General features: G+C 74.1%; 17 protein-coding genes. 7 read left to right on the forward strand and 10 right to left on the reverse strand.

What is annotated here, in order from left to right; all coding sequences use genetic code 11:
* Positions 1–25: 25 nt before the first annotated feature.
* A complete protein-coding gene (locus PKE79_RS02860; RefSeq protein ID WP_374727735.1) occupies positions 26–1,153 on the reverse strand; it encodes a YlbL family protein in 1,128 nt (375 codons plus the stop codon).
* A gap of 121 nt (positions 1,154–1,274) precedes the next feature.
* Here PKE79_RS02860 and PKE79_RS02865 point away from each other — a divergent pair, with 121 nt between their 5' ends.
* Positions 1,275–2,690, forward strand: a complete 1,416-nt coding sequence (locus PKE79_RS02865) for a zinc-dependent metalloprotease (RefSeq protein ID WP_271172132.1) — start codon at positions 1,275–1,277, stop codon at positions 2,688–2,690.
* A 788-nt stretch (positions 2,691–3,478) separates the two neighbouring features.
* On the opposite strand, the gene PKE79_RS02870 is transcribed toward PKE79_RS02865, so the two are convergent.
* Both PKE79_RS02870 and nudC read right to left on the reverse strand, forming a co-directional pair.
* Positions 3,479–5,188 (reverse strand): ATP-dependent helicase, encoded by a 1,710-nt coding sequence (locus tag PKE79_RS02870; RefSeq protein WP_271172133.1) that lies wholly within the window; start codon positions 5,186–5,188, stop codon positions 3,479–3,481.
* On the reverse strand, positions 5,185–6,075 hold the full coding sequence (gene nudC, locus PKE79_RS02875) for an NAD(+) diphosphatase (protein ID WP_271172134.1): 891 nt from the start codon (positions 6,073–6,075) through the stop codon (positions 5,185–5,187). Before nudC ends, PKE79_RS02870 begins: the two co-directional genes overlap by 4 nt.
* A gap of 64 nt (positions 6,076–6,139) precedes the next feature.
* Here nudC and PKE79_RS02880 point away from each other — a divergent pair, with 64 nt between their 5' ends.
* Positions 6,140–7,387 (forward strand): phosphotransferase, encoded by a 1,248-nt coding sequence (locus tag PKE79_RS02880; RefSeq protein WP_271172135.1) that lies wholly within the window; start codon positions 6,140–6,142, stop codon positions 7,385–7,387.
* Positions 7,388–7,393: 6 nt separating this feature from the next.
* On the opposite strand, the gene PKE79_RS02885 is transcribed toward PKE79_RS02880, so the two are convergent.
* Both PKE79_RS02885 and PKE79_RS02890 read right to left on the reverse strand, forming a co-directional pair.
* Positions 7,394–10,888: an ATP-dependent helicase gene (locus tag PKE79_RS02885; protein ID WP_374727772.1), complete on the reverse strand. Its 3,495-nt coding sequence runs from the start codon at positions 10,886–10,888 to the stop codon at positions 7,394–7,396.
* A gap of 2 nt (positions 10,889–10,890) precedes the next feature.
* Positions 10,891–14,124 (reverse strand): ATP-dependent helicase, encoded by a 3,234-nt coding sequence (locus PKE79_RS02890; RefSeq protein WP_271172137.1) that lies wholly within the window; start codon positions 14,122–14,124, stop codon positions 10,891–10,893.
* Positions 14,125–14,261: 137 nt separating this feature from the next.
* Here PKE79_RS02890 and PKE79_RS02895 point away from each other — a divergent pair, with 137 nt between their 5' ends.
* Together PKE79_RS02895 and PKE79_RS02900 are read left to right on the forward strand one after the other, a co-directional pair.
* A complete protein-coding gene (locus tag PKE79_RS02895) occupies positions 14,262–14,486 on the forward strand; it encodes a DUF3107 domain-containing protein (RefSeq protein WP_271172138.1) in 225 nt (74 codons plus the stop codon).
* A 17-nt stretch (positions 14,487–14,503) separates the two neighbouring features.
* Positions 14,504–14,794 (forward strand): hypothetical protein, encoded by a 291-nt coding sequence (locus tag PKE79_RS02900; protein ID WP_271172139.1) that lies wholly within the window; start codon positions 14,504–14,506, stop codon positions 14,792–14,794.
* A gap of 22 nt (positions 14,795–14,816) precedes the next feature.
* Here PKE79_RS02900 and PKE79_RS02905 read toward each other — a convergent pair whose 3' ends face one another.
* Entirely contained in the window at positions 14,817–15,551 is a 735-nt protein-coding gene (locus tag PKE79_RS02905; RefSeq protein ID WP_271172140.1) for a ferritin-like fold-containing protein, read from the reverse strand.
* 201 nt (positions 15,552–15,752) lie between these two features.
* On the opposite strand from PKE79_RS02905, the gene PKE79_RS02910 reads away from it, so the two are divergent.
* Positions 15,753–17,171, forward strand: coding sequence for a DEAD/DEAH box helicase (locus PKE79_RS02910; protein WP_271172141.1), 1,419 nt, complete (start codon positions 15,753–15,755; stop codon positions 17,169–17,171).
* Positions 17,172–17,175: 4 nt separating this feature from the next.
* Here PKE79_RS02910 and PKE79_RS02915 read toward each other — a convergent pair whose 3' ends face one another.
* Positions 17,176–18,051, reverse strand: coding sequence for a PHP domain-containing protein (locus tag PKE79_RS02915; RefSeq protein ID WP_271172142.1), 876 nt, complete (start codon positions 18,049–18,051; stop codon positions 17,176–17,178).
* 94 nt (positions 18,052–18,145) lie between these two features.
* On the opposite strand from PKE79_RS02915, the gene PKE79_RS02920 reads away from it, so the two are divergent.
* A complete protein-coding gene (locus tag PKE79_RS02920) occupies positions 18,146–19,174 on the forward strand; it encodes an endonuclease/exonuclease/phosphatase family protein (RefSeq protein ID WP_271172143.1) in 1,029 nt (342 codons plus the stop codon).
* A gap of 1 nt (position 19,175) precedes the next feature.
* On the opposite strand, the gene PKE79_RS02925 is transcribed toward PKE79_RS02920, so the two are convergent.
* Positions 19,176–19,571 (reverse strand): DUF3054 domain-containing protein, encoded by a 396-nt coding sequence (locus tag PKE79_RS02925; RefSeq protein ID WP_271172144.1) that lies wholly within the window; start codon positions 19,569–19,571, stop codon positions 19,176–19,178.
* Between the two features lie 53 nt (positions 19,572–19,624).
* Between PKE79_RS02925 and PKE79_RS02930 the strand changes: the two genes are divergently transcribed.
* On the forward strand, positions 19,625–21,037 hold the full coding sequence (locus tag PKE79_RS02930) for an aminopeptidase P family protein (RefSeq protein WP_271172145.1): 1,413 nt from the start codon (positions 19,625–19,627) through the stop codon (positions 21,035–21,037).
* Positions 21,038–21,046: 9 nt separating this feature from the next.
* Here the strand turns inward: PKE79_RS02930 and PKE79_RS02935 are convergent, their stop codons facing one another.
* Entirely contained in the window at positions 21,047–21,727 is a 681-nt protein-coding gene (locus PKE79_RS02935; protein ID WP_271172146.1) for an alpha/beta hydrolase family protein, read from the reverse strand.
* Positions 21,724–22,437: a general stress protein gene (locus PKE79_RS02940; RefSeq protein WP_271172147.1), complete on the reverse strand. Its 714-nt coding sequence runs from the start codon at positions 22,435–22,437 to the stop codon at positions 21,724–21,726. The genes PKE79_RS02935 and PKE79_RS02940 overlap by 4 nt, the downstream gene beginning before the upstream one ends.
* Between the last annotated feature and the right edge of the window lie 17 nt (positions 22,438–22,454).

Here is a 22,454-nt window from a genome sequence, read left to right on the forward strand (position 1 = left end):
CGCATCGCCCGGTCATGGGGAATGCTCAGCCGGCCGTGCACGTGGGCAGGTCGCCCGTCTCCCCCTGCGCGATCGCCTCGACGGCGGTCATGGCGTCGTCGAGCGTCTCGATCGAGAAGACCTCGAGACCCGCCGGGACATGCCCCACGACCTCGTCGCAGTTCGACGCCGGCGCGAGGAAGAAGTCGGCGCCCGCGCCGCGCGCCCCGTAGAGCTTCTGCCGGATCCCGCCGATCGGGCCGACCGTCCCCGCCGCGTCGATCGTGCCAGTGCCGGCGATCTCCTCGCCGCCGGTGAGCGAGCCGGGCGTGAGGGTGTCGATGATGCCGAGCGCGAACATCGTGCCGGCGCTCGGGCCGCCGACGTCGTCGAGCTGGATCGTGACGTCGATCGGGAAGTCGAACGTCGTCGTGAGGTAGACGCCGATCAGCCACGTCGTCCTGCCGTCGACCTCGCCCTCCTCCGGCGTGATCTCGAGGTCCTCCTCCGCGCCGTCGCGCTGGACGGTGAGCGTCACGGGAGCGCCCTCGCCCTCCGCGACGATCTCCTTGAGCCGATCGATGTCGGCCACGTCCTCGCCGTTCGCGGCGACGATCACGTCGCCCTCCTCGACGACGCCGCTCGCGGGCGAGTCGTCGCTCGTGGGCCGCACGACCTCGAGGCGGGCGCCGACGTCGTAGCCCAGCTGCGAGAGCGCGGCGGCCGTCGCCTCGGCCTGCGAGTCGACCATGAGCGCGGCGTTCTGCTCCTCGCGCTGCTCGCTCGTCTGCCCCTCGGGGAACACCGCGTCGATCGGCACCACCGCGCGCGAGCCGTCGAGCCACGCGAGTGCGAGCTCGAACCACGACGGCGTGCGCTCGCGGTTGCCGACGACCTGCACGGTCGTGAGGTCGAGCGATCCCGACGTCTCGTACGTCTGCGCCCCCTCGACCGAGATGAGCGGCTTCTCCTCGCCGTCGTGGTCGGGCGCCGTCCCGATCGTGTCGTACACGGGCCCCGGCTGCTGGATGACGTACGACGTCGGCAGGAACGTGATCGCGACGAGGGCGACGAGGGCGACCACGAGCGCCCAGATGCCCGCGACGGTGCGCCGCGACGCGGGCGAGGACGGCGTGCGGGCAGACCGGGAGTGCGGGGCGTCGATGAGTGTCACGGGGATCCTTCCGCCGTCGTTCGCGGGTGGCGTAAGCGCATCCGCCTCACTGCGGGAGGAGCACGGACCGGCGCGATTAGCCTAGATCGCACGGACCGAGACCGGCTGAAAGGCGGCTGACGTGGCTGACGACGACAGGACTCCCGACGACGACCTGCAGGAGCTCCTGCGCCGCCTCATGAACGGCGGCGCGATCGACCCCGAGCAGCTGTCGCGCATGGCGGGCATGCCCGTCGACCCGGCGACGCTGTCGCAGATGATGCAGCAGTTCCAGGGCATGTTCGCCGGCGCGCAGGACGGCTCGATCTCGTGGGACGCGACGAAGCGCCAGGCGCTCCACATCGCCAATCAGGACGGTCTCGGCGTGACGGACGGGCAGCGCACCGATCTCGACCAGGCCTTCGCTCTCGCCGGGCTGTGGCTCAGCGAGGTGACGACCCTCTCGCCGACCGCCGAGCTGCCGCGCGCGATCACGCGCGGCCAGTGGGTCGAGCAGACGCTGCCCGTGTGGCAGGAGGTGGCGGAGCCGGTCGCGACGAGCATCGCCGACGCGCTCACGGAGGCCCTGCGCTCGCAGGTGCCCGAGGAGATGCAGGACATCGTGCAGAGCGCGGGGCGCCTCATGCGCGGGGTCGGCGGCACGCTGTTCGCGACGCAGCTCGGCCAGGTCGTCGGCAAGCTCTCCCTCGAGGTCGTCAGCGGCGCGGATGTGGGGATCCCGGTGATCCCGGCCGGCAGCGCCGTGCTCCTTCCGCAGAACTTCGCGGAGCTGGGGGCCGGCCTCGAGATCCCGGAGGATCAGCTCGCGCTCTACATCGCGGCCCGAGAGCTCGCCTCGGCGCGCCTGTTCCGGCACGCGAAGTGGCTGCGCCTGCACATCCTCTCCCAGATCGACGACTACGCGCGCGGCATCAGCGTCGACACGGACGCGCTCGAGGAGATGGCGTCGCGCCTGGATCCCTCGAACCCGGAGGAGCTCCGCCAGGCGCTCGAGAGCGGCGCTCTGCTCCCCCAGCAGTCCGAGGCGCAGAAGCTCGCCCTCGCCCGCCTCGAGAACCTCCTCGCGCTCGTCGAGGGCTGGATCGACGTCGTGACCGCCGACGCGACCGCGCGCGTGCCGCATCTCGAGCGCATCGCCGAGGCCATCCGCCGCCGCCGCGCCGAGGGCGGGCCGGCCGAGGACGCGCTCGGCGCGCTCGTCGGGCTGCGCCTGCGTCCCCGGCGACTGCGCGAGGCGGCCGCCATGTGGCGCGCCGTCGGGGACGCCGTGGGCATCGCCGCACGCGACAGCCTGTGGGACTACCCCGACCTCATGCCCACCTCGGAGGACATCGACGATCCGGCCGGTCTCATCGCGCGGCTCGAGGCGCAGGCCCGCGGCGAGCAGCCGGAGGCCGACGACATGGACGACGCGCTCGCGCGCCTGCTCGCCGAGGAGGCCGAGCGCACCGAGGGCGAGGCCGACCGCGATGCGCCGGCGTCGCCGTCCGACGACGACGAGGGCCATCCGCGGCCCGAGGGCGACCAGCCCGTGTGACGTCTCCTCCACAGGCGGCCCGACCTGCGCGCGCGGGTCGGGCGGCCTGTGGACAGTCCGCTCGCGCCGGCGTCGCGCGGAGCAGAATCGCGCTATGGCGCACCTCAGCCTCGACCCCGCGCGGCTCCCGCTCTGGCGCGACGCCGCGACGATCCAGCTCGGACTCGACGGCGGCGTCCGGATCCGCGAGCCGGCGCCCTGGCAGGAGCGCCTCCTCGTCCGGCTCGCGGACGGCGTCGACGAGCACGACGACCTCGCGGGTGCGGTCGGCGTCGACGAGGTGCGCCTGCGGACGTTCCTCGCGCACATCGCCCCCGCGCTGCGGCGCGAGGAGGACCCCGGGCTCCTGCACATCCTCACCGCCGACGGCGTCTCCGCGGCGACGGTCACGGCGCTGTGCGACGCCCTCGCCGCGTGCGGATGGGCGCCGGAGTGGGTCACGCTCGCGGCCGTGAGCGCGCACGTCCCCGTCGCGCTCGTCGCCCATCACGCCGTCGCGCCAAGTGCGTGGGTGCCGCTCGTGCGCGACGACGTCGTCCATGCGCCGATCGTCTTCGCCCGCGAGAGCGCCGAGGTGGGGCCGCTCGTCCGCCCCGGCGCGACGCCCTGCCTCGGCTGTCTCGCAGCGCATGAGCGCGAGCGCGACCCGGCCTGGCCCGTGCTCGCGCTGCAGCTGCTCGCGCGCCGCCCGCCCGAGACGCCGTCGCCCCTCGTCGCGGCGACGGCGACGCTCCTGACCGAGCTCCTGCGCGCCCCGGCGGGCGACGACGCCGCGCGGTCCGCGCGCGTCAGCGGCGACGGGCGCCGGCAGTGGCGGAGCCACCGGCACCACGCAGAGTGCCTGTGCCGATCTCCGCGAGGAAGCGCGACGGCTCTCGCTGCAGCCGACCCGACGCCGACGCGCGAGGCCACGACAGCGACAGCGATCGCCCTGCGCGCGTGATGCCGACGTACGCGAGGCGCCTCTCCTCGTCGACCCCGTCGAGCGACGTCGCGTACGAGATCGGCAGGAGCCCCTCGGCGAGCCCGAGGAGATGCACGTGCGGCCACTCGAGGCCCTTGGCGGCGTGCAGGGTCGAGAGGGTCACCGTCTGCAGCGTGGGCTCGTGCTGGTCCTTCGCGCGGGCGAGAAGCCCCTCCGTGAACGCGCGGAGGGTCGTGCCCGGCGGGGCCTCCTCGGCGAGGCGCAGGATGGCGGCGCGCGCCTCCCACGCGTCGCGCAGGGCGCCGCCCGCGGCGGGCGGCTCCTCGGCGTGGCCGAGGCTGCGCAGCACGTCGCGCACGAGGTCGGCGAAGCCCTGGTCGGTCGGCGCGACCGACGCCCCGCGGAGGGCGAGCAGCGCCTGGCGCACCTCGGGCATGTCGAAGAAGCGCCGCCCGCCGAGGACGGTCGTCGGGATCCCCCGCCGCGCGAGCGCGTCCTGGATCTCGGCGGACTGGGCGTGCGAGCGGTAGAGCACGGCGATGTCGGACGGCGGCACCGACTCGAGCTGACGGGCGATGGCGTCGGCCACGCCCTCGGCCTCGAAGTGCTCGTCGTGGTAGCCCGTGACGACCGGCATCTCACCGGATGTCGCCGCGGCGGACGCCTCGAGCCGGAGCGCACCGGGACGACCGCGCATGAGCGCGTTCGCGACATCGACGATCGCCGGCGTCGAGCGGTAGTTGCGCTCGAGACGCACGACCGTCGCATCCGCGTACCGGCGCTCGAAGTCGAGCAGGAAGCGCGCCTCGGCGCCCGTGAACGAGTAGATCGTCTGGCTCGCGTCGCCCACGACGCAGATGTCGCGGCGATCGCCGAGCCACAGCTCGAGGAGCCGGTTCTGCAGCGGCGAGACGTCCTGGTACTCGTCGACCGTGAAGTGGCGGTACTGCTCCCGCACGGCCCGCGTCACCTGCGGCTCCGCCTCGAGCATGCCCGCGCACGCGAGCAGGACGTCCTCGAAGTCGAGCTGCCGCCGTGAGTCTTTGAGCTTCTCATACGCGCGCATGAGGTCGACGAGCGCCGACGGGCGGATGCTGCCGACCGAGCGCTGCAGGGTCGCGTACTGCTCGATCGAGCGCATCGTGACCTTGCGCCACTCGATCTGCGCCGCGATGTCGCGCAGCGTCGCCTTGTCCGGACGCAGGCGCAGCTCGTCGGCGGCGTGCGCGAGCAGGCGCACCTTGTTGTCCACGATGGTCGGGGCGACGTCGCCTGTCACGGTAGGCCAGAAGAAGTTCAGCTGCGCGAGCGCCGCCGCGTGGAAGGTCTTGGCCTGCACGCCCTCGACGCCGAGCGCCCGCAGCCGCCCGCGCAGCTCGCCGGCAGCCTTGGCCGTGAAGGTGAGCGCCATGACGCGCTGCGGCGTGTACGCGCCCGTGTCGACTCCGTGCGCGATCCGGTGCGTGATGACGCGCGTCTTCCCGGCGCCGGCTCCTGCGAGCACGGCGACGGGGCCGCGCAGGATCGACGCTGCCCTGCGCTGCTGCTCGTCGAGGGCGTCGAGTGCGCTCACGCGGCCTCGTACCAGGCTCGGATGAGGCGGTGCGCGATCGAGACCGCGCCGGGCAGGGCGACGGGGCCGCGCCCGGCGAGGCCTTCGCCGATCTCCTCGCGGGTGAACCAGCGGACATCGAGGATCTCGGTGCCGTCGGCGCGCGCCTCGGTGTCGTCGACGGCGGCCGCGTGGAACCCGAGCATGAGGGAGCGCGGATACGGCCACGGCTGCGAGCCGAGGTAGCGGATGCCGTCGACGCGGACGCCGGCCTCCTCGCGGATCTCGCGGTGGATCGTCGTCTCGAGCGACTCCCCCGCCTCGACGAATCCCGCGAAGCAGGAGTACATCCGCCCCTGCCAGGAGGCGTTCGCGCCGAGCAGGAGGCGCTCTCCGTCGGCGCTCGTGATCGCGACGATCACTGCGGGGTCGGTGCGTGGAAAGTGCTCGCGGCCGCAGCCGGGGCACAGCCGCGACCATCCGGCCTGACGCACCTCGGTGCGCGAGCCGCAGGCCGGGCAGAACGGCGCGTCCACGAGCCAGCGGCCGAGGGCGACCGCGACGACGAGGACGTCGAGCTGTCCGGCGGGAAGGAGCGCGCCGGACGTCCGGATGGTGCTCCACTCCGCGTCCACGAGCAGGGCGTCGGCATCCTGCGGGAACGCGGCCAGGAGCACCGCCGCGCCCGACGCATCGCGCCCGAGGAAGGCCCAGGTCGCTCCGTCGCGGACGTCGCCGGGCTCGACGAGCGCGAGCGCAGGCGCGGGGTCCGCGGCGACCGGGGCCGCGTCGCCGCGGACGGCGAGGACGCGCGTCGCGGGATCGGCGATCGCCGTCTCGAGCAGGCCGGGCGCGTCGCGCTCCTCCGCGCTCCTGTCGATCCTCGCAGGGGCGGAATGGACGGGCATCCGGTACCTCTCTCGCGGGCGTGGCGCGGTGGGACGAGCACGGCGGCGACCTAACCTGGTACCCATGCCACGCTCACTCCTCACTCTAGCCGCGGCCGCGACGGCCGCCGTGCCCGGTGCGGAGGTCACGGGCGTCAGGTCCCTCACGGCCGGCGGCGCCGGCCGCTTCGACGCGGCGGTCGCCACGCTCGCCGACGGGCGCGAGCTCGTCGTCCGCGTGCCCGTCGACGAGGCGGCCGAGCGCGAGATCTCGGCCGAGATCGTGGCGCTGCGCGCGCTCACGTCGGGCGTGCGCGAGCTCCTCGGCTTCGACGCCCCCGAGTTCCACGGCGCCGTGCCGTTCGACGGGACGAGCGCGGTGGTCACGGGCTACGTGCGCGGCTACCAGGTCGAGGCGAGCGAGATCCCGCCCGGGCGCGGAGTCGCGGAGTCGCTCGGCCGCGCGATGGCCGTGCTGCACGCGCTGCCCGGCTCGGTCGTCCGGTCGGCCGGGCTGCCGGTGCGCACGCCGGACCAGTCGCGCGCCGACATCGAGCGGGTGCTCGACGCCGCCGGCGCGAGCGGGCGCGTCCCCGTCCGGCTCATGGTGCGCTGGCGCGAGGCAGTCGAGGACGACCGGCTCTGGGCGTTCGAGTCGTCCGTGTGCCTCGGCGGAACGCAGTCCACCTCGTTCGTGCTGACCGACGACGTCGCGGGCGTCCCGCGCGTCGCAGGCGTGCTCGACTGGCACGGCCTGTCGATCGACGACCCCGCCGTCGACCTGCGCTGGGTGGCGTCCGCGCCCGACGCCTCCGAGGACATCCACGAGGCGTACGCGGCGGCCGCGCACCGCGCGCCCGACGCCGCGCTGCGGGTGCGCGCCCGACTGCACGCCGAGCTCGAGTTCGCCCGATGGCTCGTGCACGGCCTCGAGGCGCACCGTCCGGACGTCGTCGACGACGCGGCGGCCCTGCTCGAGTCGCTGTCGGACGGCGTGCGCGACGACCGCCTGCTCGCGGGCCTCGGCGCCGCCTCGTCGGACGTCGACGACGCCCTCGCGGCGATCGGCCGAGTGCCCGAGACGACGCCGGCGGCGGTCGACACCTCGATGCAGACCGACGCGTACGACCCCGCTCAGCTCTCCCTCGACGGAGACGGCCACTGGGGCGAGCGGTGGGACGACGCGGACGCCGCCGACGCCCGGATCACGACCGACACCGTCCCCGAGGTGCGCCTTCCGACGGCACAGCCAGCGGACGATCCGTCGGGCGCGACGGTGCCGCTCGACATGGAGGCGTATATCGCCCAGGAGCGCGAGCAGCGCGGCGACTGACCAGCGCTAGCCGACGCGCGCCGCCGTGCGCCCCTGGGTGTCCTGCCAGCGGGCGGCGAGCTCCTCGGCGGTGTACACGCGGTCGCCCCGCAGGACGAGGTCGTCGGCGACGTAGTACAGGGCCACGTCGATCTCCTCCAGGGGCACCCCGTGCCGCCGGTGGTAGGCGAGCCGGTAGAGCGCGAGCTGCAGCATCCGCTCGTCGCGCTCGGCCGCCGTCTGCGGGGCTCGTCCGGTCTTCCAGTCGACGATCTCGATCCGCCCCCCGCGATCCTCCCGGCGGTAGACCGCGTCGAGCTTGCAGATCACGATGTGCTGCGGGGCGCCGCCGAGGGCGGGAAGGGGGAAGTCGATCTCCGTCTCGACCTCGAGGGGGCGCAGCGACGCCCACTCGCTGCGCAGGAACGTCTCCCGGAGTCGCTCGAGCGCCGCCTCGTCCTCGGCGGACACCTCGGTGCCCGCCGCGTCGTGATCGCTCCACAGCTCCTCGTCGCTCTCCCAGAGGGCGTCGTCGACGGACGATCCGGCGCCGGCCGCACCGGAGCGCGCCTCGACCCACTGATGGAACAGCGTCCCGATACGGGTCTGCTGGTACGGCCGCTCGGGCATGGGCCGCGCGATCTGCGACACCGTCCCCGAGAAATCGGACACGTAGTCCTTGAACCGCGACGCCGGCACGCGCGTGGGCACGCCGAACCGGCGCCCGCGCTCCCGCTCGGCGCGCTCGGCCAGCAGCAGGGCGAGCTCGTCCGAGGGCTCGGCGCTCGTCGCCGCGGCCACGGCCGCCGCGGCCGCCGCGACCCGTCCCCTCCGCGAGCCGAGCGGATCCATGGGCCAGCTCCTGGTCATCGACGCGCCCTCGTACGGGTTGTCGTCCGGATCGACGTCGCCGATCGGGTCGAGGCCCTGCTCGTCGATGATCTCGAGCAGGTAGTCGCTCGGCGTCCGCGGCGTCTTCTGACCCGCCCAGTGCGAGCCGGTCAGCAGCAGGTCGCCGCGTGCGCGCGTGATCGCCACGTACGCCAGGCGCCGCTCCTCCTCGCGCTGATAGTCTCCGTTGGCTCTCTTGAACGCGGTGATCGCCGTCGCGAGCGCCTTCTCGGCGGCCCTGAACCGCTGGGCGGGGTCGTCGCCCGCTGACTCCATCGCGGCCTGAGGGTCCCAGGCGAGCTGCGGAAGCGCCGTCCGGTCGCCGCGCAGGGCGAACGGCAGCACTCCGAAGCCGAGCCATCCGGAGGCGTCGGTCACGCGGCTGGGCAGCTCGTCCTTCACGAGGCGCACGACGGCCACCGCGTCCCACTCGAGGCCCTTCGAGCCGTGGATCGTCAGCAGCTGCACGACCCCGGGCTCTGGCGGCTCCGGCCGCGGCACGAGCTCGTCCGTGCGCTCGGCCTTGTCGAGCCAGGCGAGAAGGCTCCCGATCGTGCCCCGCTCGTCGGCGGAGAGGAACGCGCGCACCTCGTCGCCGAAGGCGCGCAGCTGGGTGGCCGCGACGCGCGCCGGTCCGCGCGACTCGTTCGCGGCGAGCTCGATGTCGAGACGCAGCTCGAGCTCGATGAGGCGGATGAGCTCCGGGATCGGCTGGCCCGCGGCGCGACGGAGTCGCTCGAGCATCTCCCCGGCCGCGCGGAGCCGCGCGCGCCCTTCGGGGCTGATGCCCTCGAGCAGGCGGTAGTCGTCGCGGGCCGTGCGGATGAACTCGACCGCATCGACGATCGACACCGCCTCGTCGGCCCCGCGCGACGCCCGAAGCCGATCGCGGACGTCGTCCGGCAGCGGATTCAGCGAGCCGTCCCGCTGCGCGAGCGCGGTCGCGAGGTCGTGGAGCGCCGCCATGTCGGCGACGCCGACCGCGAAGCGCGGGCCGACGAGCAGCCGGATGAGCGGGGAGCCCGATGTCGGGTCGTGGATGACCCGCAGCACCGAGACGACGTCGGTGACCTCCGGTGTGGACAGCAGTCCGCCGAGCCCGAGGATGCGGTGCGGGATGCCGCGGCGGCCCAGCGCGGACGCGAACGTCTGCATGTGCCGCTTCGACCGGAAGAGGATGGCCCCCGTGTGCGGGCGATCTGCTCCCGACGCGGCGTGCTCTGCGCGCACCGCGTCGAACCAGGCGGCCACCTCGTCGGCCTCGTCGTCGACGGTCTGGGCGAACCGCACGCCGACGCGGCCCTCGCCGGCGCCGGGCCGCGCCTCGAGCGCCGGCACCGCGAACGCCCCTGCGCCCTGCAGCGGGCGGAGCACGCGGTTCGCGGCGTCGAGGATGCGACGGTCGTTGCGCCAGCTCGTCATGAGGCTGTACGACGTGGCCGCGCTGTCGCGCGCGAACGCGCGCGCGAACGCGTACAGGTTGTCGGCGCTCGCGCCGCGCCATCCGTAGATCGACTGGTGCGGGTCGCCGACGGCCATCACCGCGCTGTCGCGGAAGAGCTCGGCGAGGAACCGGGTCTGGATGACCGAGGTGTCCTGGTACTCGTCGAGGAGGACGACGCGGTACTGCTCGCGCAGCTGCGCGCGCACGTCGGGGGCTCCCTCGACGATGTCGTACGCACCGCCCACCTGGTCGGCGAAGTCCAGCACGCCTCGGCGCGTCTTCTCGGCCATGTACGCCCTGACGAGCTGCACGAGCACGGGCATGGCGTGCAGATGCCGCCACGCCTTCTCGATGTCGCGGTCCTTCGCGTCGTCGACGTACGGCGCGATCGCCGCCTCCTCCGCCGCGCACACGCGCTCGAGCTCGTCGAGATCGACCCGGTGGTCGAGCACGTCGGCGGCGAGGCGCTGCACGGCGTCGATGAGCGTCGAGAGTGCCTTGTCGATGTCCTCGAGGCCGTCGATGTCGGCACGCAGCACGACCGCACGCGCGATGAGCCACGACGCCGACTGGCTGAGCATCGCGGCGTCGGGATCGCGGCCGATGCGCGCGGCGTGCTCGCGGACGATGGAGTCGGCGAACGCGTTGTACGTCGCGACCCGGGGCCGGATCATGAGGTCGTCCGCCGTGCGGGGCGCGGACGGATCCCAGCCGGTGGCGAAGCGCGCCGCGAGCTCGTCGAGCACCTGCCGCCGGATCGTCTCGCGCTGGCGCGGCGCGACGGCCGTCTCGACGCGCGCGAGCGCTCCCTCGGCGACGATGCGCGGCAGGCGCGGCAGCAGCCCTCTGCGGCCGAACTCGTCGATGACGGCCAGGCGCGCCGCGATCCGCTCCCCCAGCTCGCCGGCCGCCTTCCGCGTGAAGGTGAGCCCGAGGATCTCGTCGCGGCGCACGTGGCCGTTCGCGACGAGCCAGACCACGCGCGCGGCCATCGTCTCGGTCTTGCCGCTGCCCGCGCCTGCGACGACGAGCGCCGGAGTCTGCGGCGCCTCGATGACCCGCTGCTGGGCAGGCGTCGGCGTCGGCTGTCCGAGCGCCGCCGCGATGTCGGTCGCGCTGATGCCGTGCCCGCCCGGCCATCCGCCGGCCCGGCGGGTGTCGTCGGCGTGCAGGGTCTCGACGCCCATCGTCATGAGCTCACCGCCTCGATCGTGTGGATGCGGCACGGATGCACGCGCTGCTGGGTATCGGCGCAGTGCGCCTCGACCTGGGCGGTGAAGCTCGCGGCCGACATGCCGCGCGCCGCCTCGGCGACCCGGCGGAGGAACGCCGCGCGCGTCTCGGGTCCCAGTGCGTGCTGATGCGCGACCCGGTAGTCGCTCTTCGCGAGCGTCTGGGACACGATCACGAGCCGAGCTCCGCCGAGGGCGTCCGCAGGGGCGCCGTCGACGAGCCCCTCCTGCACCGCGATCTGGTAGGCCGCGAGCTGCGCGTGCTCCACGACAGCCGAGTCCGACGGCTTCTCGCTCTTGCCGGTCTTGAGATCGACCACGACGACGCTGCGCTCGGACGCGGCCTCGCGCATGGGCTCCCAGCCCCGGGCGCGCGCCGGGGCATGCTCGCCCGCTCCGGGCGGGTAGGACTCCACACGGTCGATGACGCCGCTCACGACCGCGCGATGCGGCGCCGCGATGTCCTCGCCCACGTGCACGGCGGGCGCGTCGTCCGCCGCGCGCGGCGACGTCTCGACCGCGAAGCGGAACGGGGCCTCGGACGCGATGACGTCTCCCCCGTCCGCGCGCACCCCGCGCAGGTAGGCGTGGAGGCGGTCCACGTAGAGGTCGGCACGGCGCCGCTCCTTCGCCGCGATCCAGGGCGTCTCGAAGTCGAGCTCGGGCCAGTGCTCCTCGACGACGGCGCGCAGCACGGCGAGGTCGCCGTCGGGCGCGCGCTCCATCGCCTCGTGCAGGATCGTCCCGATGCCCGCCGACGGGGGCGCGACGGTGTCGCCGCCGAGGGCCGAGATCACCCAGCCGAGACCGCACTCCTCGAACGCCTCGACGCGCGAGGGCGAGACCCGCGCGGGGCCGGCCGCGAGATCGCGCAGCGGCGCATCCGTCGAGGGGGCGAGCATGCCGTACCACTCGTGCGGGTCGGCGCCCGGGACGCCGGCTTCCGCGAGCACCCTGAGCTGCCCGGCCGCCGCCGCGCGGGCGGCCTCGTCGGCATCGTCGGTGAGCGTCCGCCGATGCCGGGCGACGAGGCCCCTCAGCGTGAGCGGGTGCTCCGCGCGCTCGCCGTCGTCGTCGCGCGGCGGAGGGAGGAACGAGAACAGCGCGCTCGGCCCCGTATCGTCGTCGTCGACGGCGGTCACGAGCAGACGACGCCGGGCGCGCGAGATCGCGCGGACGAACAGGCGCAGCTCGTCGTGCAGTGCCGCGCGCCGCCGGTCGAGCACCCCGAGCGCATCCGCGCGGGTGCGTCCGGCGCGGTGCGCCTCGACCGCCTCCGCCAGCCGCCACGTGTCGAGGAGCCCGCCGCGCAGCCGCACGTTCGGCCACACCCCGTCCTGGACGCCCGCCACCACGACCGCCTCGAACTCTGCGCCGAGCGCGTTCGCGGGCGTGAGCAGGGTGACGGCGTCGTCGCGCTCGGGGGCCGAGAGGGTGTCCTCCGGGACGTCGCTGTCGAGGATCTCGCGGATGAAGGGCAGCGGCCCCTCCTGCGGGTTGCGCTCGATCGCCCGCTTGGCCGCGTCGAACAGCGCGACGAGGCCGTCGAGCGCGCGCCCCGCCTCCGCCGCGAGAGGGCCCTGTCCGAGCGCGAGGTCGCGCCACGCGCGGTCGAGCCGGCGTCCGTCGCCCGTGCGCGCGCGGTCCCACACGGTCCACAGCAGCTCGTGCACGGTCGCGCCGCGCGCGCCCTCGTCGTGCACGATCGAGAGAGTGCGCGCGAAGCGGGCGGCGGTGCGCCCCTCCGGGGTGTCGAGGAGGTCGAGCAGCACGGGCTGCGCGAGCGCCTCCCGCAGGAGAACGCGCGCCGGCCGACTGCCCCCCTCCGAGAGCTCGGCGTGACGCAGACGCGCGCGCAGCCGACGCAGCCCCACGCCGTCGAGACCGCCGAACGGCGAGCGCAGCGCCTCGAGCAGCTTGTCATCATCGCGGTCCTGAGCCTCCTGCAGGCCGAGGCGGACGATCTCGACGATGTCGCGGACGACCGCCTCGGCGCCGAGCGGGCGCTGCACCCCGGCCGCCCGCGTGGGCACCTCGCGCGCCGCGAGCTCGGCCTCGAGCGACGTGATCTGCCGCGTGTCATGCGCGATGACGGCCATCCGCTCCCACGGCACCCCCTGGACGAGGTGCCACTCCCGCAGCGCACGCGCGATGCGGTCGGCCTCCTCGTACGGCGACGCCGCATGGCAGGTCTCCACCGTCCCGTCGGACGGCTCCTCGGGGCCGGGCGGCCTGCGGTGGTCGATCACACCGGCCGCCCCGATCGCCTGGGTCACGCTGCGCGCGAGCCGCGTCAGCGCCGTCGTGCCCCGATGCGCCTCGTCGAGGACGTGACGCGGGCCCAGCGACGCCGCGAGGCGCGCGAACAGCTCGGGCGTCGCGCCGCGGAACGCCCCGGAGCCGATATCGGGATCGCCGAACGCGAGCACCGCTGCGCCCTGCGCGTGCAGGGCCTCGACGAGGGCGACGCCGCCGCGCGTGAGCTCCTGCGCGTCGTCGACCAGGACGACCCGCAGGCGCTCGAGCCCGGGCACGCGCGCGCCGTCGCGCACGGCGGCCGCGGCCTCCGCGTACAGCTCCGAGACGTCGCGATGCGGAGAGCGCATGCGATCGAGGACAGCCCGGTAGTCGCGGAGGAAACCGGCCGCCGCCGTCCACGCATCGACGCCGAGCCGCGCCAGCTCGGCGGGCGTCGTCCCGAGTTCGGTCATCTCGGCGATGAACGCGCGCAGCTCCGAGCGGAACCCCTTCGTCGCGCGCACGGGCGCGCCGAGATGCGCGGGCCACCGCGATGCTCCGTCGCGCTCGTCCTCCTCGTCGCCGAGCAGGATGTCGGCGATGATGCGGTCCTGGTCGGCGCCGGTGAGGAGCTTGGGCGGCTCCCCGCCCCGCCGCACGGCGTCGGCTCTGACAACCTGGTACGCGAACGATCCCACGGAGCGCGCGAGCGGCCCAGGGCTCGCGACGTCGACGCGGAGCCCGAGCTCGTCCCGCAGACGCGTCGCCGACGCGCGCGTGGGTGTCAGGACGACGAGTTCGTCCGGCGCGACGCCGGCCGCGACGAGGGCGGCGACCCTGCCGACGAGCACCGCCGTCTTGCCGGTCCCGGGCGCCCCGACGACCGTGCCGGATGCGCCGTGGGGCAGCTCCACGACAGCGCGCTGCGCGTCATCCCATCCCGTGCTCGGCATGGACTCCACGGTACCCAGCGCCGCCGACATCCCCGGTCGGAGGCGCGGGCGTTCGCCCTGAGCGTTCGCGCGGCCGGGCGCATCCCGCCGTGCCGTAGGCTTTCGATGCAACGAACCGCAGACGAAAGGCAGTCACCGTGGAGATCCGAATCGGCATCACGAATTCCGGCCGCGAGCTGACCTTCGAGACGACCGAGAGCGCGGACGCCGTGAAGTCGGCCGTCGCCGCAGCCCTCGACGAGGGCGCGAGCCACCTCTCCTTCACCGACGTCAAGGGCAACTCGTACTTCGTCCCGTCGGCGAACCTCGCGTTCGTGGAGATCGGCACGGGCGAAACGCGCCGCGTCGGCTTCGTCGGCTGAGCCCGGGCGGGACGGCCGTGTACATCCTGCTCGCGATCATCGCCGCCGCGGCGATCGGCGTCGCGGCGCACTACGCGCTCCCGCACCGGGAGCTGCGCGGCGTCGCGCTGGTCCCGGCGGTGGGAACGGCCGTCGCCGCCGCTCTCTACGCGATCCTGACCTGGGCCGGGCCCGGCGAGGCCAGCCCCTGGCTGTGGATCGCCGTGCTCGCGGCCGGGGCGGTCGCCGCCGTCGCGACGGCGCTCGCATCCACGCGCATCCGCGCCCGGTCCGACGCGGCGGCTGCCGCGGCAGCCGGGATCCGCTGACCGGGCGCTGCGGCGCCCCCGCTCAGGCCGCGAGGCCCAGCGCGTCCATGCGCCGCGCGTGCGCGGCCATGAGCGCGGTGAAGACGGGCTCGACGACCTTCTCGACGTCCTCGCCCCCGCGGGCCTGCGCGTCGGCCATCCCGCCTCGCAGCGCGCTGCGGGCCACCAGCAGCGTGTCGCCGACGAGGCGGCGCGCCCACATCGACAGCAGAGCCCGCCACTCGTCGTCGCTCTCGATCGTGCGCACGAGGAGTTCGGCGATCTGCTGGCGGTCGTGGTCGGCGCGGAGCACCTTCGCGACCCTGCGCCCGCGCTCGCCGTAGCTCGAGGCGAGCGCGAGGTAGAAGTCGTCGAGCATGCCGGCGGTGATGTGCACGGTCAGCATGGTCTCGCGAGGCCGGGCGCCGAGCGTCTCGCGCCGGAAGGCGTCGAGAGGCTCCTGGAACGGTGCCATGAGCGCGGTGGGGTCGTCGCCGCCCTCCCGGATGATGTCGACGAGGCCGAGGTGCTTGCGCAGCGCCGCGCCCGCGGCCAGCGAGAGCGCCTCCTTCTCGTGCAGATCGGGCGTCGCCCGGATGAGCCGCGTGAGCGTCTCGAAGTAGCCGAGCTGGAGGTAGGCCGCCTGGCCGAGGAACGTGCGCACATCGGGCGCCAGCTCCTGGAAGTCGACGCGCACCGCGTCGGAGAGCTCTCCGCGCGGTCGCAGGCGGAGGATCCGCGCGGGCGTGGGCCGCTTCCAGAACTGCCAGTTCACCACGCCGAAAGCCTACGTCCTGCTCCCCTGCCCCGCCGCCATCCTCGCCTCCACGCGCCGCGGAGCCGCTGGCGCTAAGGTGGAGACGGCCCCGACGACGGCTCGGGGCACCGCGCCTGTGGCTGAGAAGGGCGTGGACGCATCCAGCGGCGCGGCCCCGTCCGGCATCCGCCGACCGGCCCGCCGAGACAGGCACACAACTCCATGACGTCATTCGCCGAACTCGGCATCGACCAGGACATCGTCGACGCGCTGGCCGCCAAGGGCATCGTCGACACCTTCCCCATCCAGGAGCAGACGATCCCCCTGTCCCTCCCGGGTCAGGACGTGATCGGCCAGGCCAAGACGGGAACGGGCAAGACCTTCGGCTTCGGGATCCCCGTCGTCCAGCGGCTGGGCCTCGACCCCGAGCCCGGAGTCAAGGCCCTCATCGTCGTGCCGACGCGCGAGCTCGCCGTGCAGGTCTACGAGGACATGGACCTGCTCACGTCCGGCCGCTCCACGAACGTCGTCGCGATCTACGGCGGAAAGGCCTACGAGGGCCAGATCGAGCAGCTCAAGGCGGGCGCGCAGATCGTCGTCGGCACGCCGGGCCGCCTCATCGACCTCGCGGGGCAGCGCCTGCTCGACCTCTCGCACGCGACCGAGGTCGTGCTCGACGAGGCCGACAAGATGCTCGACCTCGGCTTCCTCCCCGACATCGAGAAGATCTTCCAACGCGTGCCGGCCAAGCGCCACACGCAGCTCTTCAGCGCGACGATGCCGGGCCCGATCATCGCGCTCGCGCGCCGTTTCATGGTGAACCCCATCCACATCCGCGCGACCGACCCCGACGAGGGTCTCACGCAGGCCAACATCCGCCACATCGTCTACCGCGCGCACGCGCTGGACAAGGTCGAGATCGTCGCGCGCATCCTGCAGGCCGAAGGGCGCGGCAAGACCGTCATCTTCACCCGCACGAAGCGCGCGGCGCAGAAGCTCGTCGACGAGCTGAACGACCGCGGCTTCAACGCCGCGGCCGTCCACGGCGACATGGGCCAGGAGCAGCGCGAGCGCTCGATGGCCTCGTTCAAGACGGGCAAGAAGGACGTGCTCATCGCGACGGATGTCGCCGCGCGCGGCATCGATGTCGACGACGTCACGCACGTCATCAACCACACGATCCCCGAGGACGAGAAGGCCTATCTCCACCGCGTGGGGCGCACGGGCCGCGCCGGCCGCACGGGCATCGCCGTGACGTTCGTCGACTGGGACGACCTGCACAAGTGGGCGCTCATCAACCGGGCACTCGACTTCGGGCAGCCCGAGCCCACCGAGACGTATTCGTCGAGCCCGCACCTCTACACGGACCTCGACATCCCCGCCGGCACGAAGGGCCGCCTGACGAAGGCGCCCGCCACGGGCGCCATCCGCACCGCCAAGGCCGACGGCGAGGGCGCATCGCGCCCGCGTCGCCGCCGGCGCGCCGAGGGCGACGCACCGCGCGAGGGCGCGGCGCACGAGGCCGGCGAGGGGCGCGGCACGCACGACGGAGCCGGCAGGGAGCATCACGACGGCAAGCCCGCTCCTGCGCGCCGCCGTCGCCGGCGCCGCGCGTCAGGTCAGCCGCAGCAGGGAGCCTGAGCGCTCAGGCCCGCACAGGACGGGAGCCGACGCCGGCCGCGATGATCCGCTCGACCATCGCGGCCGGCGTCGTGTTCTCGCCAGGGAGGTTGGGCTTGCCGAGCCCGTGGTAGTCGCTCGAGCCCGTCGCGATGAGGTCGCGCTCGGCCACGAGCCGCTGGAGCACCTCCCTGCCGTCGGCAGTGTTCTCGCGGTGGTCCACCTCGAAGCCGGCGAGCCCGGCGTCGACGAGATCGTGCAGCGTGCGCAGGGGGATCATCCCCGACCGCCCGGCTGTCGCGGGGTGCGCGATCACGGGGACGCCGCCGGCCGCGCGCACGATCTCGATCGCGCGGAACGTGTCGGGCGCGTAGTGCGGAACGTAGTAGCCCTCGCGCGGGTGGAGGATGCCGTCGAAGGCCTCTCCGCGGTCGGCCACGATCCCCCGGGCGACGAGCGCGTCGGCGATGTGCGGGCGCCCGACCGTCGCGCCCGTCTGGGTCTGCGCGACGACGTCGTCCCAGACAAGGTCGTAGTCGCGCGAGATGTTCGCGACGATCCGCTCGGCACGGCCCATGCGATCGCCGCGCACCTCCTCCATCTGCGCCCGCAGCGCCGGGTCGTCGGGATCGAAGAGGTAGGCGAGCAGGTGCACGCTGCGCCAGTCGAGGCGCGTGGAGAGCTCGGCTCCCGGCAGGAACGTCATCCCGAGCGACACCGCCGCGTCGGCCGCCTCGGCCCACCCCGCCGTCGTGTCGTGGTCGGTCAGCGCGAGCGTGCGCACGCCGTGCGCGTGCGCCGAGCGGACGACCTCGGCGGGCGGCTCCGTCCCATCCGATCGGTTCGAGTGGAGGTGCAGGTCGGCCGGCTCCTCCACGCGGCGCGCACCCGAGACATCCATGGACCTCATCGTACGGCGTGCACGGAGGTCGCTCTCGGCCCCCACGGCGCGTGCTCGCGACGCTTTCCCAGCGGGTGCGCCTAGGGTCGGATCCGTGCTGCGCTTGCTCGGGATCCTCGTGACCGTGCTGTTCGCGATCGCGACGGCCGTCCTCACGTGGCCCGGCTTCTTCCGCCTCGAGCAGACCTTCCCGATCGCTCAGCTCGCCGCCCTCCGGGGGCTCGTCGTCGTCGCTCTCGCGATCATCACGATCCTCTTCCTGCTCGTCGCCTTCATCCGCCCGATGCGCGGTTTCGCGCTCTCGATGGCGCTCGTCTCAGCCATCGGCGCGATCTCGGGCGGCGTCGTCCTCGGCATGCGCGGCTACGGCACGGACGCCCTCCCCGCGGCGACCGACACGAGCGTGCGCGTGATGACCTGGAACACGGCGGGCAACGCCATGGGCGCCGACGAGATCGCGGAGACCGCCGTTGCCATGGGCGTCGACATCGTGGCGCTCCCCGAGACCGCGGACTTCGTCGGCGAGGAGGTCGCCGTCGCGATGCGCGACCTCGGCAGCCCCATGTGGGTGCATCACGTCGCGCTGCGGCCCGACGTCGAGGACGGGCCGCAGGCGTGGCAGACCACGCTGCTCATCTCGCCCGAGCTCGGCGACTACTCCGTGATCGAGGCGTCGAGCGACCTCACGAGCAACACCGAGGTCGTGCCGAGCGTCGTCGCGATGCCCGTCGACGGCCAGGGCCCGATCGTCGTCGCCGTGCACGCCGTGTCTCCGCAGCCGGAGTACATGGACGAGTGGGCCGACGACCTGCGCTGGGTCTCTGACCAGTGCGTCGACGGCAACGTCATCCTCGCGGGCGACTTCAACGCCACGATCGACCACATGGCCTCGCTCGGGGTCGACGGCGCCGACCTGGGCTACTGCTCAGACGCCGCGGCGACCACCGGGAACGGCGCGGTGGGCACGTGGCCGACCGACATCCCGGCCCTCCTGTCCGCGCCGATCGACCACGTCATGCACTCGGCGTCCTGGAAGGCGACCGGCTCCCTCGTGCTCACGAACCTCGACGACGCCGGCAGCGATCACCGGCCGCTCGTCGTGCAGCTCGAGCCCGCCGGCTGACTCACTGCGCTGACGGGCGCCTCCGGGCGCGCGCCGAGCGCAGGGCGTGCACGGCGAGGCGCCAGCCGACGAGGAAGACGAGCAGCACGATCGCCGTCACGACGACGAACGGGATCGCCGCGCCGCCGCCCGTGATCACGCGCAGCGCGAGGCCGCCGAGCGCCGTCATCGCCCACAGCGGGAGGCCCTTCCGCACGGGAGCAGAGGGATCCGTCCAGACGCGCAGCGCGAGCCATCCGGCGAGGAGCGCGACCGCGAACGGCCACGCGACGCGCACGAGGCCGGCGGGGTCCACGGCGCCCTCGTGGCTGGCCAGCCCGAGCGCCGCGAACACGATCACGAGCACGATGTCGGCGGCGAGAGCGGCAGGGGCGGAGGAGGACGTCGAGCGGGCCATGGTCATCCACCCTACGGGCCTCCTCCGCTGAGCCGCGGTGAGAGACTGGTGCCATGACCACCGGCGAGACGAACACCCAGGCAGAGGCCCAGAAGGCCGCCGACTCCAACACCAACCGTCGCCAGCCCTACCCCCAGGGCTTCCTCGACGTGATCTCGAGCGGGTGGGCCGAGCGCCCCGAGCCCCTGCCGGAGCCGCGCGCCCAGGCGCCGTTCGCGGCGCGACGGCGCGACGCCGTCTCGGCCGCGTTCCCCGGGAAGCGCCTCGTCATCCCCGCCGGCTCGTTCAAGCAGCGCAGCAACGACACCGACTACCCGTTCCGTGCGCACTCGGCCTTCGCGCACCTCACGGGCTGGGCGGTGGACGCCGTGCCCGACTCCGTGCTCGTGTTCGAGCCGGCGGGCGACGGCCACGACGTCACGCTCTACCTCCGCGATCGCGCCACGCGGGAGACGCCCGAGTTCTACCGGGACGCGACGATCGGCGAGTTCTGGGTGGGTCCGCGCCCCTCGCTCGCGCAGGTGTCCGCCGACCTCGGCATCCGCACCGCCCACGTCGACGCGTTCGCGCGCTCCGACGAGGACCTCGTGCTCGAGGAGGACGAGGAGCTCACGCGCTTCGTCTCCGAGCTGCGCCTCGTGAAGGACGCGTACGAGATCGAGCAGATGCGGCTCGCGGTCGAGGTGACGGCCGCGGGATTCGACGACATCGTCCGGGAGCTGCCCCGCATCGTCGAGCACCCGCGCGGGGAGCGCGTGGTCGAGGGCGTCTTCCACCAGCGCGCCCGCAGCGACGGCAACTGGGAGGGCTACGACACCATCGCCGCGTCGGGCCCGCACGCCTGCTACCTGCACTGGACCCGCAACGACGGCGCGGTCGTGCCGGGAGACCTCATCCTCATCGACGCGGGGGTCGAGGTCGACAGCCTCTACACCGCCGACATCACGCGCACGCTGCCCGTGAGCGGGACGTTCACCGACATCCAGCGGAAGATCTACGAGGCGGTGCGCGAGGCGGCCGACGCGGCGTTCGCGGCCGCGCGCCCCGGCGTCCGCTTCCGCGCCGTGCACGAGGCCGCGATGGAGGTCATCGCCGCGCGCACGGCCGAGTGGGGGCTGCTGCCGGTGTCGGCGGAGGAGGCGCTCGACGCCGACCGCGGCGGCCAGCAGCGCCGCTACATGGTGCACGGCACGAGCCACCACCTGGGCATCGACGTGCACGACTGCGCGCAGGCGCGCCGCGAGATGTACTACGACGGAGAGCTCGCACCGGGCATGGTGTTCACGATCGAGCCCGGGCTCTACTTCCAGATCGACGACCTCACGGTGCCGGAGGAGTACCGCGGGATCGGCGTGCGGATCGAGGACGACATCCTCATGACCGAGGACGGCCCGGTCAACCTCTCGGCGGGCATCCCCCGCACCGCCGACGAGGTCGAGGCCTGGATCGCACGTCTGCGCGGCTGAGCCGAGCGGTCAGCCGCCCGAGCGCTGCCGGATGAACCGCACGACGGGGTCGGCGAGCGATGCGCCGATCTCGTCGGCGGGCCGCCGCCGGCCCTTGACCTCGAAGGCGTGGGTGCCGCCCGCGATCCACTCCACGGTCGCGTCCTGACAGGACGCGACCGCGTCGTCGAACTGCGCGCGGGGCTGGATGAACGGGTCGTTCTCGCCCTCGACGAACAGCTGCGGCGGTGCGACAGCGGGCAGATGCTCCGCGCGCGGCTTCTCGGGCCTGCCCGGCGGGTGGAGCGGGTAGGCGAGGTACACGAGCCCCGCGACGTCGAACGCGCCCTCCGCAGCCGCCATCGACGCCATCCGCCCGCCGTACGACTTGCCGCAGGCCCACAGGGGCGCGGGCAGGCTCGCCGCGGCGAAACCCGCCACCGCGCGCCACGCGGCGATCGCGTGGGCGGCGGGCCCGGGCATCCGCCGGCCCGCGACGATGTACGGGAAGTCGAACCGCACGGTGGCGATGCCGGCGTCGCGGACCGCGGCGGCGAATCCGACGAGGAACGGATGGTCCTTGCCCGCTCCGGCGCCGTGCGCGATCGCGAGCGTCGCCCAGGCTCCGTCGGGGGCGCCGACGGCGGCGGGCAGCTCGACGGCCCCCGCGGGCAGCTCGACGCGGATGGCGGCGGCGCGCTCCTCCGTCACGCGCGCTCGTCGGGTTGCGCGGGCCGGTCCGACTCCGCGCTCTGCGGCTCGGAGGACGCCGCATCAGCCGGCGGCGCCGGCTCCGCGGACGGCTGTGCGGGCGACGTCGGCTCGGCGGAGGCCGGCGCGGGCGACGCGGCGTCGGCGGAGGCCGGCGCGACCGGCGCGCCCGTGCGCGGGTCGATGCGGACGCCGAACCGCGGCGGCTCCGTGAGCGAGACCGGGTCGATCCGCTCGGTCCGCGTCGGCGCGGTACCGAGCACCTGGCGCGCCTTCGCGACGCTCGCGCGCTCGACCGCGACCTCGTAGTGGTCGGCGGTCACCTGCATGACGCTCGCGAAGTCGCGGCGGCGGCGCACGATCATGTAGTTGACGAGGCCGAAGACCATGCCCATCGCGACGCCGAGCAGGAGCATGCCGACGAACGCGCCCATCGGGAGGGCCGGGGTCCAGATGACGACCATCGCCCCGAGGAGCAGGCCGAGGAGCACGCCGTTGAGGGCGCCGGCCCACGCGGCCTGCGCCCAGCCGAGGCGTCCCGTGACCTTCTCGATCGAGCGCAGCGCCGTGCCGACGATCGCGATGTCGCGCGCCGGGACCTCCGCGGCGATCAGCTTCGACACCGCCTTCAGCGCGCCGTCGTAGTCGCGGAAGCTCGCGACCGTCTCGCCGACCTCGGGGGCTCGGCCCCGCCCGCTCCACATGCTCATGTCGGCATTCTCCCATG

Origin of the sequence: Microbacterium barkeri, assembly GCF_027921765.1 — a bacterium.
Lineage (GTDB): Bacteria > Actinomycetota > Actinomycetes > Actinomycetales > Microbacteriaceae > Microbacterium > Microbacterium barkeri.

What these genes read in the sequence shown, in the direction of transcription:
- nudC (WP_271172134.1), bottom strand. Translation starts at nt 6,075, where the DNA reads ATGCCCGTCCATTCCGCCCCTGCGAGGATCGACAGGAGCGCGGAGGAG.
- PKE79_RS02880 (WP_271172135.1), top strand. Translation starts at nt 6,140, where the DNA reads ATGCCACGCTCACTCCTCACTCTAGCCGCGGCCGCGACGGCCGCCGTG.
- PKE79_RS02885 (WP_374727772.1), bottom strand. Translation starts at nt 10,888, where the DNA reads ATGGGCGTCGAGACCCTGCACGCCGACGACACCCGCCGGGCCGGCGGA.
- PKE79_RS02890 (WP_271172137.1), bottom strand. Translation starts at nt 14,124, where the DNA reads ATGCCGAGCACGGGATGGGATGACGCGCAGCGCGCTGTCGTGGAGCTG.
- PKE79_RS02910 (WP_271172141.1), top strand. Translation starts at nt 15,753, where the DNA reads ATGACGTCATTCGCCGAACTCGGCATCGACCAGGACATCGTCGACGCG.
- PKE79_RS02915 (WP_271172142.1), bottom strand. Translation starts at nt 18,051, where the DNA reads ATGGATGTCTCGGGTGCGCGCCGCGTGGAGGAGCCGGCCGACCTGCAC.
- PKE79_RS02925 (WP_271172144.1), bottom strand. Translation starts at nt 19,571, where the DNA reads ATGGCCCGCTCGACGTCCTCCTCCGCCCCTGCCGCTCTCGCCGCCGAC.
- PKE79_RS02930 (WP_271172145.1), top strand. Translation starts at nt 19,625, where the DNA reads ATGACCACCGGCGAGACGAACACCCAGGCAGAGGCCCAGAAGGCCGCC.
- PKE79_RS02940 (WP_271172147.1), bottom strand. Translation starts at nt 22,437, where the DNA reads ATGAGCATGTGGAGCGGGCGGGGCCGAGCCCCCGAGGTCGGCGAGACG.